General features: G+C 51.8%; 16 protein-coding genes. 10 read left to right on the forward strand and 6 right to left on the reverse strand.

Translation table 11 applies throughout. The annotated features are described in order from the left end of the window. Positions 1–152 precede the first annotated feature (152 nt). The 3 genes from zwf to kdgA all read left to right on the forward strand — a co-directional run bounded on the left by zwf (position 153) and on the right by kdgA (position 4,349). Positions 153–1,628, forward strand: coding sequence for a glucose-6-phosphate dehydrogenase (gene zwf, locus LY264_RS10540; protein ID WP_048216177.1), 1,476 nt, complete (start codon positions 153–155; stop codon positions 1,626–1,628). Between the two features lie 233 nt (positions 1,629–1,861). After that, positions 1,862–3,673, forward strand: a complete 1,812-nt coding sequence (gene edd / locus LY264_RS10545; RefSeq protein ID WP_032943782.1) for a phosphogluconate dehydratase — start codon at positions 1,862–1,864, stop codon at positions 3,671–3,673. 34 nt (positions 3,674–3,707) lie between these two features. Further along, on the forward strand, positions 3,708–4,349 hold the full coding sequence (gene kdgA / locus LY264_RS10550; RefSeq protein ID WP_003034901.1) for a bifunctional 4-hydroxy-2-oxoglutarate aldolase/2-dehydro-3-deoxy-phosphogluconate aldolase: 642 nt from the start codon (positions 3,708–3,710) through the stop codon (positions 4,347–4,349). Positions 4,350–4,416: 67 nt separating this feature from the next. Here kdgA and purT read toward each other — a convergent pair whose 3' ends face one another. Continuing rightward, a complete protein-coding gene (purT, locus tag LY264_RS10555; RefSeq protein WP_048224187.1) occupies positions 4,417–5,595 on the reverse strand; it encodes a formate-dependent phosphoribosylglycinamide formyltransferase in 1,179 nt (392 codons plus the stop codon). Between the two features lie 132 nt (positions 5,596–5,727). On the opposite strand from purT, the gene yebG reads away from it, so the two are divergent. The 4 genes from yebG (at position 5,728) to ptrB (ending at position 9,388) form a co-directional block, all read left to right on the forward strand. Further along, positions 5,728–6,018 carry a DNA damage-inducible protein YebG gene (yebG, locus tag LY264_RS10560; protein ID WP_048224185.1) on the forward strand — a complete coding sequence of 97 codons (291 nt, stop codon included), beginning with the start codon at positions 5,728–5,730 and terminating at the stop codon, positions 6,016–6,018. Positions 6,019–6,139: 121 nt separating this feature from the next. Continuing rightward, positions 6,140–6,493, forward strand: coding sequence for a protein YebF (gene yebF, locus LY264_RS10565; protein WP_020996626.1), 354 nt, complete (start codon positions 6,140–6,142; stop codon positions 6,491–6,493). A 94-nt stretch (positions 6,494–6,587) separates the two neighbouring features. Beyond that, positions 6,588–7,247, forward strand: a complete 660-nt coding sequence (locus LY264_RS10570) for a tellurite resistance TerB family protein (RefSeq protein ID WP_048224183.1) — start codon at positions 6,588–6,590, stop codon at positions 7,245–7,247. 86 nt (positions 7,248–7,333) lie between these two features. After that, positions 7,334–9,388 (forward strand): oligopeptidase B, encoded by a 2,055-nt coding sequence (ptrB, locus tag LY264_RS10575; protein ID WP_171845941.1) that lies wholly within the window; start codon positions 7,334–7,336, stop codon positions 9,386–9,388. Here the strand turns inward: ptrB and exoX are convergent. The 3 genes from exoX to LY264_RS10590 form a co-directional block, all read right to left on the reverse strand. Next, a complete protein-coding gene (gene exoX, locus LY264_RS10580; protein WP_003833802.1) occupies positions 9,379–10,041 on the reverse strand; it encodes an exodeoxyribonuclease X in 663 nt (220 codons plus the stop codon). The two genes, ptrB and exoX, sit on opposite strands and share 10 nt — an antisense overlap. Before the next feature lie 23 nt (positions 10,042–10,064). After that, on the reverse strand, positions 10,065–10,721 hold the full coding sequence (locus LY264_RS10585; RefSeq protein ID WP_008785043.1) for a carbon-nitrogen hydrolase family protein: 657 nt from the start codon (positions 10,719–10,721) through the stop codon (positions 10,065–10,067). Between the two features lie 106 nt (positions 10,722–10,827). Next, positions 10,828–11,058: a DNA polymerase III subunit theta gene (locus tag LY264_RS10590; protein ID WP_003034925.1), complete on the reverse strand. Its 231-nt coding sequence runs from the start codon at positions 11,056–11,058 to the stop codon at positions 10,828–10,830. 143 nt (positions 11,059–11,201) lie between these two features. Here LY264_RS10590 and yobA point away from each other — a divergent pair, with 143 nt between their 5' ends. From yobA to LY264_RS10605, 3 genes are read left to right on the forward strand one after another with little or no spacing between them, the layout of a single operon-like run. Next, on the forward strand, positions 11,202–11,576 hold the full coding sequence (yobA, locus tag LY264_RS10595; protein WP_003833799.1) for a CopC domain-containing protein YobA: 375 nt from the start codon (positions 11,202–11,204) through the stop codon (positions 11,574–11,576). A 3-nt stretch (positions 11,577–11,579) separates the two neighbouring features. After that, positions 11,580–12,452 carry a copper homeostasis membrane protein CopD gene (copD, locus tag LY264_RS10600; protein WP_008785042.1) on the forward strand — a complete coding sequence of 291 codons (873 nt, stop codon included), beginning with the start codon at positions 11,580–11,582 and terminating at the stop codon, positions 12,450–12,452. Between the two features lie 20 nt (positions 12,453–12,472). Then, a complete protein-coding gene (locus LY264_RS10605; protein ID WP_032943770.1) occupies positions 12,473–12,811 on the forward strand; it encodes a YebY family protein in 339 nt (112 codons plus the stop codon). A gap of 336 nt (positions 12,812–13,147) precedes the next feature. Here LY264_RS10605 and LY264_RS10610 read toward each other — a convergent pair whose 3' ends face one another. Both LY264_RS10610 and LY264_RS10615 read right to left on the reverse strand, forming a co-directional pair. Then, positions 13,148–14,233, reverse strand: coding sequence for a tyrosine-type recombinase/integrase (locus LY264_RS10610; RefSeq protein ID WP_071692209.1), 1,086 nt, complete (start codon positions 14,231–14,233; stop codon positions 13,148–13,150). Beyond that, positions 14,202–14,474 carry an excisionase gene (locus tag LY264_RS10615; RefSeq protein ID WP_071692210.1) on the reverse strand — a complete coding sequence of 91 codons (273 nt, stop codon included), beginning with the start codon at positions 14,472–14,474 and terminating at the stop codon, positions 14,202–14,204. Before LY264_RS10615 ends, LY264_RS10610 begins: the two co-directional genes overlap by 32 nt. Positions 14,475–14,521: the final 47 nt, after the last annotated feature.

A 14,521-nucleotide genomic window follows, 5' to 3' on the forward strand; every position in this document is an offset into this window, starting at 1 on the left:
TTATACGCCAATAAAGCGGCTGTTCGCGGTAACAGCACGGCTGGATAAGCGTTTACGGTTTCCGGATTCACGTAAAAGCAGTACAGTGCACTGTAATAAAATTACAACCAGTGTCTGGCAAAAGCACCAGGCACTTAATTGAGGAGAATGACATGGCGGTAACGCAAACAGCCCAGGCATGTGATCTGGTCATTTTCGGCGCGAAGGGCGACCTGGCGCGACGGAAATTGCTGCCTTCCCTGTATCAACTGGAAAAGGCCGGCCAGATTAACCCGGATACCCGCATCATTGGGGTTGGGCGTGCCGACTGGGACAAAGCAGCCTATACCAAGGTTGTGCGCGAAGCGCTCGAAACCTTCATGAAAGAAAAAATTGATGAAAGGTTGTGGGAAACCCTCAGCGGTCGTCTTGAGTTTTGTAACCTGGACGTCAACGACACCGCCGCGTTTAAGCGTCTGGGCAAAATGCTGGATCAAAAATCGCGTACCACCATCAACTATTTCGCAATGCCGCCAAGCACCTTTGGCGCGATCTGCAAAGGTCTGGGTGAAGCAAAGCTGAATGCTAAGCCTGCCCGCGTGGTGATGGAAAAACCGCTGGGCACGTCACTGGCAACATCCCGTGAAATCAACGATCAGGTTGGCGAGTATTTCGAAGAGTGCCAGGTTTACCGCATCGACCACTATCTCGGCAAAGAGACGGTACTGAACCTGTTGGCACTGCGTTTTGCCAACTCCCTGTTTGTGAATAACTGGGATAATCGCACTATCGACCACGTAGAAATTACCGTGGCGGAAGAAGTGGGCATTGAAGGGCGCTGGGGCTACTTTGACCAGGCCGGTCAAATGCGCGACATGATCCAGAACCACCTGCTGCAGATCCTGTGCATGATCGCGATGTCTCCGCCGTCCGATCTGAGCGCAGACAGCATCCGTGATGAAAAAGTGAAAGTACTGAAATCACTGCGTCGTATCGATCGTTCGAACGTACGTGAAAAGACAGTTCGTGGTCAGTACACCGCCGGTTTTGCCCAGGGCAAAAAAGTTCCGGGATACCTGGAAGAAGAAGGCGCGAACAAGAGCAGCAACACGGAAACGTTTGTGGCGATCCGTGTGGATATCGATAACTGGCGCTGGGCGGGGGTACCGTTCTACCTGCGTACCGGTAAGCGTTTACCGACCAAGTGCTCTGAAGTGGTGGTTTACTTCAAAACGCCTGAGCTGAACCTGTTCAGAGAATCCTGGCAGGACCTGCCGCAGAACAAGCTGACTATCCGTTTGCAGCCTGATGAAGGTGTCGATATCCAGGTACTGAACAAAGTGCCGGGACTGGATCACAAGCATAACCTGCAAATTACCAAACTTGACCTGAGCTACTCCGAAACCTTCAACCAAACGCATCTGGCCGACGCTTATGAGCGCCTGCTGCTTGAAACGATGCGCGGCATTCAGGCGCTGTTTGTGCGTCGAGATGAAGTTGAAGAAGCATGGAAGTGGGTCGATTCCATTACCGAAGCCTGGGCAATGGACAACGATGCACCGAAGCCGTATCAGGCCGGGACCTGGGGACCAGTTGCCTCTGTGGCCATGATTACCCGTGATGGTCGTTCCTGGAACGAATTCGAGTAAAATATCATCTAGCCCATAGGTGTTATTTTACCGGTAACATGATCTAACACAGATTGTAGAATAATTTTTGCACTTTTAAGCTCCGCGTGGATTCACCCGCGGGGCTTTTTTTATTACACTGCCTGAAACGATTTTGCCCCTGAGCTACGGCTAACAAGAGATTCAGCTGCTTTTAACCCAACTGAAACACATTGTTGATCCAACGCTCTGACAGATAAATTTTAGGAGCCTCTATGAATCCGAATTTGTTACGCGTAACAAAACGTATTGTCGAACGTTCTCGCGACACGCGTTCCGCCTACCTTGCCCGTATTGAACAAGCGAAATCGACTACCGTTCATCGTTCACAGCTGGCGTGCGGTAACCTGGCGCATGGTTTTGCTGCCTGCCAGCCGGATGACAAGGCCTCGCTGAAAAGCATGCTGCGTAACAATATCGCGATCATTACCTCCTATAACGACATGCTTTCCGCGCATCAGCCGTACGAACATTATCCGGACATCATTCGTAAAGCGCTGCATGAAGCCAATGCGGTAGGCCAGGTCGCTGGCGGTGTTCCTGCGATGTGCGACGGTGTGACCCAGGGACAGGATGGGATGGAGCTTTCGTTGCTGAGTCGCGAAGTGATTGCGATGTCGGCTGCTGTCGGCCTCTCACACAATATGTTCGACGGCGCGTTATTCCTTGGCGTGTGCGACAAAATTGTCCCGGGGCTGGTGATGGCGGCACTGTCATTTGGTCATCTGCCTTCGATCTTTATTCCCTCCGGCCCGATGGCGAGCGGTCTGGCGAACAAAGAAAAAGTGCGTATCCGTCAGCTGTATGCTGAAGGCAAAGTCGATCGCATGGCGCTGCTTGAATCCGAAGCGGCGTCTTATCACGCACCGGGGACCTGTACGTTCTATGGCACGGCAAACACCAACCAGATGGTGGTGGAGTTTATGGGGATGCAACTGCCAGGGTCCTCATTCGTACACCCGGATGCCCCGCTGCGCGAAGCGTTGACCGCCGCGGCTGCTCGTCAGGTAACGCGTCTGACCGGCAACGGCAATGAATGGATGCCGATCGGTAAAATGATCGATGAAAAAGTAGTGGTGAACGGTATTGTCGCGCTGCTGGCGACCGGGGGGTCAACCAACCATACAATGCACCTGGTTGCGATGGCGCGTGCAGCCGGGATTCTGATTAACTGGGACGACTTCTCCGATCTGTCCGATATCGTGCCGTTGATGGCGCGTCTGTATCCGAATGGTCCGGCAGATATTAACCACTTCCAGGCAGCGGGTGGCGTGCCGGTGTTAATGCGCGAACTGCTGAACGCGGGTCTGCTGCATGAAGATGTGAACACCGTTGCCGGGTTTGGTTTATCGCGTTACACCATGGAACCCTGGCTCAACGATGGTGAGCTGGACTGGCGTGAAGGGGCAGCGAAGTCGCTGGACAGCAATGTGATTGCTACCATCGATAAGCCATTCTCCCACCACGGCGGTACCAAAGTGCTGAGCGGTAACCTCGGACGTGCTGTGATGAAAACGTCGGCGGTTCCGGTAGAAAATCAGGTAATTGAAGCGCCCGCGGTTGTTTTTGAAAGTCAGCATGATGTATTGCCGGCCTTCGATGCGGGACTGCTCGACCGTGATTGCGTAGTCGTTGTGCGCCATCAGGGACCAAAAGCAAACGGAATGCCAGAATTACATAAACTCATGCCGCCACTTGGTGTATTATTGGACCGTTGTTTCAAAATTGCGTTAGTTACCGATGGACGACTTTCAGGTGCTTCAGGTAAAGTGCCTTCAGCAATCCATGTAACCCCAGAAGCCTATGATGGCGGGCTACTGGCAAAAGTACGCGATGGCGACATCATTCGTGTGAATGGACAGACAGGTGAATTGACGCTGCTGGTTGATGAAGAGGAACTTGCTTCTCGTCAGCCTCACATTCCTGACCTCAGCGCATCGCGCGTGGGCACAGGCCGTGAAATGTTCAGCGCGTTGCGTGAAAAGCTGTCCGGTGCGGAACAGGGCGCAACCTGTATCACTTTTTAAGACTTATTTTGTAATCAGGCGAGAGAAAACTCTGATGAAAAACTGGAAGACAAGTGCAGAAGCAATCCTGACCACTGGCCCGGTTGTACCGGTTATCGTGGTTAATAAACTGGAACACGCAGTGCCGATGGCAAAAGCGCTGGTTGCAGGCGGCGTGCGCGTTCTGGAAGTGACCTTACGTACCGCATGTGCGATGGATGCCATTCGCGCGATCGCAAAAGAAGTTCCGGACGCTATCGTTGGTGCAGGTACTGTACTGAATCCGCAACAGCTGGCTGAAGTGACCGAAGCCGGTGCGCAGTTTGCTATCAGCCCGGGCCTGACCGAGCCGCTGCTGAAAGCCGCAACGGAAGGCACTATTCCGCTGATCCCTGGTATCAGCACCGTGTCTGAACTGATGCTGGGTATGGACTACGGTTTGAAAGAGTTCAAATTCTTCCCTGCTGAAGCAAATGGCGGTACCAAAGCGCTGCAGGCAATTGCGGGTCCGTTCTCTCAGGTGCGTTTCTGCCCAACCGGCGGTATCTCTCCGGCGAACTACCGTGACTACCTGGCACTGAAAAGCGTGCTGTGCATCGGTGGTTCCTGGCTGGTTCCGGCGGATGCGCTGGAAGCGGGTGATTACGATCGTATTACCAAGCTGGCTCGTGAAGCAGTAGAAGGCGCGAAGCAGTAAGCCGTTAATGCGTAAACCGTAGGTCGGATACGGCATCAATGCTTTATCCGGCCTACGGGTCTGGTTTTTATCCTGCGACTTTCACCTGTGCGGCTGCGTCTTTCGCGCGTATCACCGCATCTTCAATGTTCTGTGCTGTGGCCAGCACAACGCCCAGACGACGGCTTCCGTCGATTTGCGGCTTGCCAAAGAAACGCACTTGCATACCCACACCTACAGCGGCTTGCACGTTATCAAATGTGATATTCTTGCTGGTAAGTTGCGGCAAAATAACGGCGGAAGCAGAAGGTCCATACTGGCGGATTTCGCCAACGGGCAGACCGAGAAATGCACGTACGTGCAGGGCAAACTCAGACAGATCCTGCGAAATTAAGGTCACCATACCCGTGTCGTGAGGGCGAGGGGAGACTTCGCTGAAAATCACCTCATCACCGCAGACAAACAGCTCCACGCCAAACAGTCCGTGACCGCCCAGCGCCAGTACCACCTTGCGGGCAATCTCCTGCGCGCGCGCCAGCGCCAGGTCACTCATCTGCTGCGGCTGCCAGGACTCGCGATAATCGCCATCTTCCTGGCGATGACCTACCGGCGCGCAGAAATGCACACCATCAACGGCGCTGACGGTTAGCAGGGTGATTTCAAAATCAAAATTCACTACGCCTTCGACGATAACGCGTCCGGCGCCTGCCCGGCCTCCCTGTTGAGCATAGTTCCACGCCTCGGTGAGCTGATCGGCTGAACGGATAAAGCTCTGCCCCTTGCCGGAAGAACTCATTACCGGCTTCACAATGCAGGGATAGCCGATTTCGGCAACGGCTTCACGAAATCGTGTTTCGGTGTCTGCAAAACGGAAAGATGATGTAGGTAAAGACAATTCTTCGGCTGCGAGGCGACGGATTCCTTCCCGGTTCATGGTCAGTTGGGTCGCTCGTGCGCAAGGCACAACGTGTTGACCTTCCTGTTCCAGTTTGATCAGCATATCCGTGGCAATCGCCTCTATTTCCGGCACGATGTAATGTGGTTTTTCACGTTCGACAAGCTGGCGTAATGCCTCGCCATCCAGCATGTTAATTACGTAGGAGCGATGGGCAACGTGCATGGCTGGCGCGTCGGGGTAACGATCCACGGCAATGACTTCCACACCCAGGCGTTGGCATTCAATCGCCACTTCTTTACCCAGTTCACCTGAACCTAATAACATCACTCGCGTTGCTGCGGGACGCAGCGCTGTGCCTAATAACGTCATAAATTAATCCCCTGTTTTATCTGGGCGCAGTATATACGAAAACGTTTGCGTCTGTCTTTATTACCAGGTTGATTTCAGGGCTTAAAAAGAATATACTGTACATAAATACAGGTAATTTAAGAGGCTGCAAAAATGGCGGTTGAAGTTCAATACGTAGTCATTCGGGAAGGTGAGGAAAAAATGTCGTTTACCAGCAAAAAGGAAGCCGATGCGTATGACAAAATGCTGGATACAGCAGATCTGCTCGACACATGGCTGGAGCAATCGCCGGTAGCGCTCGAAGACGAGCAGCGTGAAGCTCTTTCCCTGTGGCTGGCTGAGCAAAAAGATGTGCTGAGCGCCATTCTGAAAAACGGCAAGCTGCCTTCGCCACAGGCTGTCGAAAACGATGCACACACTGAGGATGATACTCAGGCTGCCTGAAACGACTTGCGCTCCTGACGTTTTGTACCATGCTTTTCCCTGAATCATTGTGCAATCTCTGACGTTATTTCACGTTGCCGCAGGCAACCTGAAGGACGAAGGGGAGATTAAGGAGAAAAGAATGTATAAAAAAAGAGCGTTATTGAGCCTGCTGTTATTGTCTGCCAGCGTATCGGTATTTGCGGCAAATATGGAAAGCAAGAATGTTCAGTTCCCCAAGTGCGAAGGACTGGATGCTGACGGTATTGCGGCAAGCGTGAAACGTGACTATCAGCAAAATCGCATCGCGCGCTGGGCTGACGATCAAAAACTTGTCGGGCAAGCCGACCCTGTCGCCTGGGTCAACACGCCCGATATTACGGGCAAAGACGGGAAATGGTCAGTTCCCCTGACGGTTCGCGGTAAAAGCGCGGATATTCACTATCAGGTAAAAGTCGACTGCAAAGCCGGAACGGCGGAGTATCAGCCGCAGTAACGCAGGTATTTGCACATCTTTTGATGACCTGAACACTTCCTGACATCCCCTCGGGTACGCTTTGATGATTATTCGTCTGTACTTGAGGGGCAAAATGGCTAATTGGCTGAATCAACTACAATCTCTTCTTGGGCAAAAAGGATCCTCCACGTCATCTTCTGGCGAGCAAGGGCTGAGTAAACTTCTGGTTCCAGGCGCGTTAGGCGGTCTGGCAGGATTACTGGTTGCCAACAAATCTTCACGTAAATTACTGAGTAAATACGGCACCAGCGCGCTTCTGGTGGGCGGCGGTGCGGTTGCTGGTACCGTGTTATGGAACAAATACAAAGATAAAGTTCGCGCTGCGCATCAGGATGAGCCGCAGTTCGGTGTACAAAGCTCACCGCTGGTTGAGCGAACCGAGCGTCTGATCCTGGCGCTGGTTTTTGCGGCGAAAAGCGACGGTCATATTGATGCTAAAGAACGAGCGGCCATTGAGCAGCAGCTTCGTGAAGCGGGCGTGGAAGAGCAGGGCCGCGTTCTGATTGAACGAGCCATTGAACAACCGTTAGATCCCCAGCGCCTGGCGCAAGGGATCCGCAACGAAGAAGAAGCGCTAGAAATTTACTTCCTGAGCTGTGCGGCGATTGATATCGACCACTTTATGGAGCGTAGCTATCTCAATGCGCTGGGCGATGCGTTGAAGATCCCGCAGGATGTTCGTGAAGGCATTGAACAGGATCTCAAAGAACAAAAACAGGCTTTACCGGGTTAATTACTAACCGCTAAGGCGCATGTTTCGCTTGCATCATTGCTGTCTTTTGCCACCCTTATAGGATGTTTAAGCAAAAGAACAATGACATGCTACCAAAAGCTTCTCGTATTCCCCGCGCCATGACGCAGCATGGCGATACTCGTGTTGATAATTATTACTGGCTGCGAGATGACACCCGCTCGCAGCCAGAAGTGCTGGATTATCTGCAACAAGAAAATGCGTATGGCCGCCAGGTTATGGCCTCGCAGCAGGCTTTGCAGGATCGCGTCCTGAAAGAAATTATCGACCGTATCCCGCCTCAGGATGCTTCCGCCCCCTATGTGAAGAATGGTTATCGCTACCGGCATATTTATGAACCGGGGTGCGAATATGCTATTTATCAGCGTCAGTCTGCTTTCAGTGAAGAGTGGGATGATTGGGATACTCTGTTGGATGGGAACCAGCGCGCGGCACACAGCGAGTTTTATACGCTGGGAGGACTGGCGATATCTCCGGATAACACCATCATGGCGCTGGCAGAAGATTATCTCTCTCGCCGGCAATATGGCGTGCGTTTTCGCAACCTGCAAAGCGGCAACTGGTATCCGGAAGTGCTGGAAAACGTCGAAGCGGATCTGGTCTGGTCGAATGATTCTCAGACTTTCTATTACGTGCGCAAGCACGAAACAACGTTATTGCCGTATCAGGTGTGGCGACATACGGTCGGCTCGCCATCGTCACTGGATGAGCTGGTGTATGAAGAAGCCGATGATATGTTTTATGTCAGCCTGCATAAAACCACCTCGCTACACTATGTGGTTATTCATATCGCCAGCGCGACCACCAGTGAGGTTTTACTGCTTGACGCAGAACTGGCGGATGCCGAACCGTTGGTCTTTTTAGCGCGACGCAAAGACCATGAATACAGTCTCGATCACTATCAACACAATTTTTATCTGCGCTCCAACCGTCAGGGGAAAAATTTCGGCCTGTATCGTACCCGCGTTCGTGATGAGCAAGCCTGGGAGACGCTGATCCCTCCGCGCGACAACGTGATGCTCGAGGGCTTTACGCTATTCACTGACTGGCTGGTGGTAGAAGAGCGTCAGCGCGGCTTAACCAGCCTACGACAGATTAATCGTAAAACGCGCGAAGTGGTCGGGATCGCCTTTGACGATCCGGCTTATGTGACCTGGCTTGCCTATAATCCAGAGCCGGAGACATCGCGCCTGCGCTATGGCTATTCCTCCATGACCACCCCGGACACGTTGTTTGAACTGGATATGGACACCGGGGAACGTCGTGTGCTTAAGCAGACGGAGGTCCCCGGATTTGATGCGGCGAATTACCGTAGCGAACACCTATGGATAACCGCGCGTGATGGCACCGAGATTCCGGTTTCGCTGGTTTATCATCAAAAGTATTTCCTGAAAGGAAAAAATCCGTTACTGGTTTATGGCTATGGCTCATATGGCGCCAGCATGGACGCCGATTTTAGCAGCAGCCGTTTGAGCTTACTGGATCGCGGCTTTGTTTATGCTATTGCGCATGTGCGTGGTGGTGGTGAATTAGGACAACAGTGGTACGAGGACGGTAAGTTTCTGCACAAGAAAAATACTTTTAATGATTACCTCGACGTCTGTGATGCGTTGCTAAAAATGGGCTATGGCGCGCCTGAGTTATGTTATGGCATGGGCGGAAGCGCCGGAGGCATGTTAATGGGCGTCGCCATTAATGAGCGCCCGGAACGCTTCCATGGTGTTATTGCTCAGGTGCCGTTTGTCGATGTGGTAACCACAATGCTCGATGAATCAATTCCCCTGACGACCGGTGAGTTTGAAGAGTGGGGGAATCCGCAGGACGAAGAGTATTACACCTATATGAAAAGCTACAGCCCGTATGACAATGTAACCGCGCAGGCATACCCACATCTGCTGGTCACTACGGGATTACACGATTCCCAGGTGCAATACTGGGAGCCAGCAAAATGGGTGGCAAAACTGCGTGAGCTGAAAACGGACGATCGTTTGCTGCTACTTTGCACGGATATGGATTCCGGACACGGCGGTAAATCCGGGCGTTTTAAATCTTACGAAGGCGTGGCCCTTGAGTACGCTTTTTTGATTGGACTGGCGCAGGGAACACTGCCTGCTCAGGCGTGATCCAAATAGTGTTTTAGCGTTAATCGCAGTTCCGGGCTCATATTGTCAAGGTTATTAAATAACCAGCGCAGATAGCCCGGATCGCGCTCAGCCACTTCTGATACCGGTTTTCCGCGGTACTTACCAAAAGTGAAAGTAGTGAGTAACGCGGGACGGCCGGTAATATCGACCATTTGATCGGCTGTCCAGCCTGACGTCTGCATGATGTCGATCAGCAGTGCCGCAGTGATGTAGCAATCGTACAGGGCGCGGTGATGGTGGAGACCCGCTGGCGTCTGGACGCTCAGCTTGCGCGATTTATACAGCGCCATGTTGCTGTATTTGATCCCCGGCCACAGCCGACGGGAGAGCTTCATGGTGCAAATCCATTCCCCGGGCATGTCGGGCAATACGCGGCGGTCAAAGCTGGCATTGTGCGCAACGTACCATTCGCTGCCGTAATACTGCGGGATGACGTCTTCAATCCATGGCTTATCGGCCACCATTGCTTCAGTAATGCGATGGATAGCCATCGCCTGTGGGCTGATGGGGCGGTCGGGGCGTACCAGGTGGCTCATGGGATTGACTATTTTTCCATCAACCACGTCGACAGAAGCAATTTCAACAATGCCTCCCTGTAGACCACAGGTTTCAGTATCTATTATGCGCAACATGCCATGCTCCTGACCCAAAACGACTAGCGTAATGGAATGATATCACCTTGCCAACCCCGTGGCGTGCGTTGGCCGGTTAACAGTAACGAACCGCTGTCTGCGCGAACAATCAATCGACCTCGTTCATCCCATAACGCACTGCTACCCCGCGCATTGGCCATTAATACCGCGATGGCGAATTTATGTGAGAAACTTTGTAGGCGAGATGTAGAGGAGAGCAGTTCCGGTTCACTGACTGACTGGCAGCTGGTGAACAGCGAATAGGCCGGGTCGATATCAATGCCTTCCGGTTGGCTATCTACAACGCTGATGGCATTTCGCTGTCTGGCAATACAGGCCCCGTGGCTCTGATGGAAGGTTAGTGGCGAAGTCATCCAGGGAGAGAAAAGTGCAATGCCTTTCACGAACCGGTTGTTATGTTCTACCGGTAGTCCCGCAATTATCGTCATGCGATAAGTCGCGGCGGCATGTGCGAGAGGTTCTAACAGCGCTTCATCGGGTGGGGCAGGAAGCGCGTCATTCTCATCAACACAACCCAGCAATGAGAGGGAAGGGAAGACCAGCAATTCACATTGGCATTGAGCTGCCGCATGAATGAATTGCAGGTGATGCGCGACATGTTCGGTAACTGAGGTGTGAAGAGGTTCGTATTGTGCTGCTGCGATTTTCCAGTATGACATAATGATTTCCTTTTCATAGTGTCTACAACCATCCTTAATGTGTGGATTAAGAATATGCTTATACTGTAGCAGGCGTCATGTAAGGAATCGTAACGTAATATAAGTTTTATTTAACTTTAGGCTCGTAAGGTAAACGTGAAAGCGAAACGGATGCCAGGCGGTGCGCGATGAGTCTTTCGCGGAACCAGTCGCGTAAATGCTCTGGCTGTTCGCGTTCAACAACTTCTGCAACAACGGGCATATTGTATCGCTCCTTAAATGCCACTCCAGCCGCAGCCAGATCGACATTGACCTTATCCATTTCCGCTTGCTCAAGTTTGGCCAGATTGATGTTCATGGGCTTCTCCTTTTCTCTGTCTTTCGGCGCGCAAAGTTACTAAGAGTGTGCGTTAATGGCAAGACAGAAATGATGATTCTCGACTCGACCATTGTAGAAGGTTATTCTCTACAGGTTAGACATAACAAAAAGGAATAGTTGAAATGGCTTCATCTGCATCTATGCTTCGCAACGCGCTCATCGTACTCGCCAGCGTTCTGGCAACACCTGCGGCATTGGCGCATGCCCACCTCACAAAACAAAGTCCGGCGGCTAACGCTGAAGTTGCGGCATCTCCTCAGGCGTTGACGCTGAATTTTTCTGAAGGCGTAGAGCCGGGATTCAGCGGTGCAACGCTGACCGGTCCTAACAAAGAACAGATCAAAACGGGCAAGGCATCGCGCAGTGAGCAGGACAAAACGCAGCTGATTGTTCCGCTTGATCAAACGCTTGAAGCAGGAAAATATACGGTCGACTGGCACGTTGTCTCCGTGGATGGTCACAAGACGAAGGGGCAATATACCTTTAGCGTGAAATAACCAATGCTGGCATTTACCTGGGTTGCGCTACGGTTTATCCATTTTACCGCTTTGATGCTGGTGTTTGGCTGTGCGCTTTACGGCGCATGGCTGGCCCCCGTTTCGGTTCGTCGTTTAATGATGCGTCGTTTTTTACGTCTGCAACGGCATGCTGCAACGTGGAGCTTTATCAGCGCGACGCTGATGCTGGCGATTCAGGGTGGGTTAATGGGCTCAGGCTGGCGGGATGTTGTCTCTACTGATGTTTGGCTCGCCGTGTTGCAAACGCAATTTGGCGGCGTCTGGTTATGGCAGATTATCCTCGCGTTGGTCACGCTGGTGGTGACCATCATGGTGCCGCGTAGCATGCCGCGACTGCTGTTAATGCTGACAATTGCGCAGTTTATTTTGCTGGCTGGCGTCGGACATGCGACGCTGCACAGCGGTATCCCTGGCGCAATCCAGCAGGTTAACCACGCCTTACATTTGGTATGCGCTGCCGCCTGGTTCGGCGGTTTGCTGCCCGTACTTTACTGTATGCGAATGGCGCAAGGTCGCTGGCGGGAACAGGCCATCAGTACCATGATGCGCTTCTCACGCTATGGGCATCTTTTCGTTATCGGTGTTTTACTAACCGGTATTATGAATGCGCTGTTTATTGTCGGTTTTTCTGTTCCCTGGCACATGGCTTACGGGCGACTGCTTTTGTTAAAAGGTGCCCTGGTCATGTTAATGGTGGCGATTGCGCTGGTGAATCGGTATGTTCTGGTACCACGTATGCGGCAGGATAACCGCGGCATGACTCTCTATTTTATTTGGATGACCAAGCTGGAATGGGGTATAGGAGCCGTTGTGCTGGCGATTGTCAGCTTGTTTGCAACCCTTGAACCTTTCTGATTAATGGACTGGCGAAACGCATGAAAAAAATCATTATCTCTTTATTACTCCTGGCAAGCTCCGGAGCCGCGCTGGCTGCGCCGCAAGTAATTACCGTCAGCCGTTTTGAGGTTGGCAAAGATAAGTGGGCGTTTAATCGGGAAGAGGTGATGCTGACCTGCCGTCCAGGTAACGCGCTGTATGTCATCAATCCCAGTACGCTGGTGCAATACCCGTTGAATGATGTCGCCAGACAGCAGGTGGAGAGCGGAAAAGTCACGGCAAAGCCGATCGAGATTATCCAGATTGATGATCCGGCGAAACCGGGCGAGAAAATGAGCCTGGCACCGTTTGTAGAGCGTGCAGAAAAGCTCTGCTAATTGTCAGATGTAGCGCTCTGATTTCCAATAAAAAACCGCAAGGATCTCGCAGGAGAACTTGCGGTTTTTGCGTTTGGATGCGTAACAAACGTCCTTTTTTTCCGGCCACTTTAGTCGCGGACTGGAAAACCTGGCGCTGTCATCTATTCTTAAATGGCAGGGTAACTTAGCCTGCATTAATGCCAACTTTTAGCGCACGGCTCTCTCCCAAGAGCCATTTCCCTGGACCGAATACAGGAATCGTATTCGGTCTCTTTTTATGTAATTGTTTTCTTTGTGTTTTTTCGGCTATTTCACGAAATCCCACGAAAATTACTCGAAATTTCCATATCCTGTCTAAACCATAACATATTCTGCACCGCGTGCGTCCAGGTATTTTTTGGTCATTGTTAAATTTTTATGCCCCAGCAGTCTCTGTGCGAAATCCTCTCCGCGCTCCCTTTCATACAGTCTGCTCGCCAAGCTCCTGATCTCATGGAAAGGAGGAGGGTTGGGGCCAAACTTTAACTCTGTAGAATCCCGGATGTCAGAAAATGCCTGGGTAATTCCGTCCGGAGTTAACGGACCAGGCTTCCTGCCTCCACGCCTCACCGCTGAATACAGCATGAAGTCTGACGGGTTGTTTTTCCTGCAACGATCGATAACATCCTGCAGCACCAAATCAGCAGAGTCCAGTCGCAAATCAAGTGGCAACGCCAATTTGTGACCTGTCTTTTCCTGCGTGACAAACAACCTTCCATCCCTGATATCGCTGAATCTGAACAACGATACGTCCTCTCTTCTTTGCCCGGTGACTAGTGCCAGGTTACATGCATTTGCAGCCCATTCGGAATGGGCGGTTGCTGCATCCCTTATTATCTCAAACTGTTCAAGCAAAAGACGCTCACGCTTCACTTTGGGTGTCGGGGTTCTTGTCGGCTCTGCTGGATTCCTTTCAATATGTCCCTCGACGATCGCCTCCCTGAAAATATCCAACAACACCGAACGCATGCCGGAGGCCATGCTCTTCTTATCGCAGAGTATGTAACTCTCCAGGAAAGTAGATATGTCCTTTGTGCTGACCGCCGATAGCGGCATACGTCCGAATTCATCACTGATAGTGGCGATCTGGTTGCGTCTGACCTTCATCGTGTTGGGCTTTAATTCTCTTCGCTCAAGAATTACTTCGTAGCGCTCAAGCCACGCTTTCACCGTAAATGTTGGTGTTTCCTTTAGGCGGTCCAGCAGCGCTGACGGAAGGTAATTCTGTTCGATGTAGTTATTGGCTTCGATGGCCTGAGAAATGGCGTCCTTTCTGTCGATACGGCCAAGAGATAACTCTTGACCGGAAATCGGGTTTCGCCAGCTATAAAGCCTGTCTCTTTTACGATAGGTCAGGTTACGGGGCAGGTTAGCGTCGTAACGAACTGGCCTTTTCGCCATGAGTCAGTCTCTCCAGTAGAGTGCCGCCAGTTGGCAGCGATATGCGTTTTGCTTTGGGACGAAGGTTCTTTTTGCTCGGATCCACATAGATGGCGTCAGGCTGAACCTTATATTCTTTGCCGTGAAGTTCCGGAGCAGGGTAAATACGCCCCTCCCGCGCCCAGCGGCGAAGTGTTGAAAGAGACGGTGGGGTTGAATAAGTTGAATTCGCCCATTCCAGCAGATTAAGAAGCTTGGCCATACTACCTCCGGCTCCCGGCAACTTATTATAGAGCTGCCGGAAAACTG

The organism is Citrobacter portucalensis, from assembly GCF_023374935.1.
Classification (GTDB): domain Bacteria; phylum Pseudomonadota; class Gammaproteobacteria; order Enterobacterales; family Enterobacteriaceae; genus Citrobacter; species Citrobacter portucalensis.

What these genes read in the sequence shown, in the direction of transcription:
- LY264_RS10585 (WP_008785043.1), bottom strand. Translation starts at nt 10,721, where the DNA reads ATGTCATACTGGAAAATCGCAGCAGCACAATACGAACCTCTTCACACC.
- kdgA (WP_003034901.1), top strand. Translation starts at nt 3,708, where the DNA reads ATGAAAAACTGGAAGACAAGTGCAGAAGCAATCCTGACCACTGGCCCG.
- edd (WP_032943782.1), top strand. Translation starts at nt 1,862, where the DNA reads ATGAATCCGAATTTGTTACGCGTAACAAAACGTATTGTCGAACGTTCT.
- LY264_RS10610 (WP_071692209.1), bottom strand. Translation starts at nt 14,233, where the DNA reads ATGGCGAAAAGGCCAGTTCGTTACGACGCTAACCTGCCCCGTAACCTG.
- exoX (WP_003833802.1), bottom strand. Translation starts at nt 10,041, where the DNA reads ATGTTGCGCATAATAGATACTGAAACCTGTGGTCTACAGGGAGGCATT.
- purT (WP_048224187.1), bottom strand. Translation starts at nt 5,595, where the DNA reads ATGACGTTATTAGGCACAGCGCTGCGTCCCGCAGCAACGCGAGTGATG.
- ptrB (WP_171845941.1), top strand. Translation starts at nt 7,334, where the DNA reads ATGCTACCAAAAGCTTCTCGTATTCCCCGCGCCATGACGCAGCATGGC.
- LY264_RS10570 (WP_048224183.1), top strand. Translation starts at nt 6,588, where the DNA reads ATGGCTAATTGGCTGAATCAACTACAATCTCTTCTTGGGCAAAAAGGA.
- yobA (WP_003833799.1), top strand. Translation starts at nt 11,202, where the DNA reads ATGGCTTCATCTGCATCTATGCTTCGCAACGCGCTCATCGTACTCGCC.
- LY264_RS10605 (WP_032943770.1), top strand. Translation starts at nt 12,473, where the DNA reads ATGAAAAAAATCATTATCTCTTTATTACTCCTGGCAAGCTCCGGAGCC.
- zwf (WP_048216177.1), top strand. Translation starts at nt 153, where the DNA reads ATGGCGGTAACGCAAACAGCCCAGGCATGTGATCTGGTCATTTTCGGC.
- yebG (WP_048224185.1), top strand. Translation starts at nt 5,728, where the DNA reads ATGGCGGTTGAAGTTCAATACGTAGTCATTCGGGAAGGTGAGGAAAAA.
- copD (WP_008785042.1), top strand. Translation starts at nt 11,580, where the DNA reads ATGCTGGCATTTACCTGGGTTGCGCTACGGTTTATCCATTTTACCGCT.
- LY264_RS10590 (WP_003034925.1), bottom strand. Translation starts at nt 11,058, where the DNA reads ATGAACATCAATCTGGCCAAACTTGAGCAAGCGGAAATGGATAAGGTC.
- LY264_RS10615 (WP_071692210.1), bottom strand. Translation starts at nt 14,474, where the DNA reads ATGGCCAAGCTTCTTAATCTGCTGGAATGGGCGAATTCAACTTATTCA.
- yebF (WP_020996626.1), top strand. Translation starts at nt 6,140, where the DNA reads ATGTATAAAAAAAGAGCGTTATTGAGCCTGCTGTTATTGTCTGCCAGC.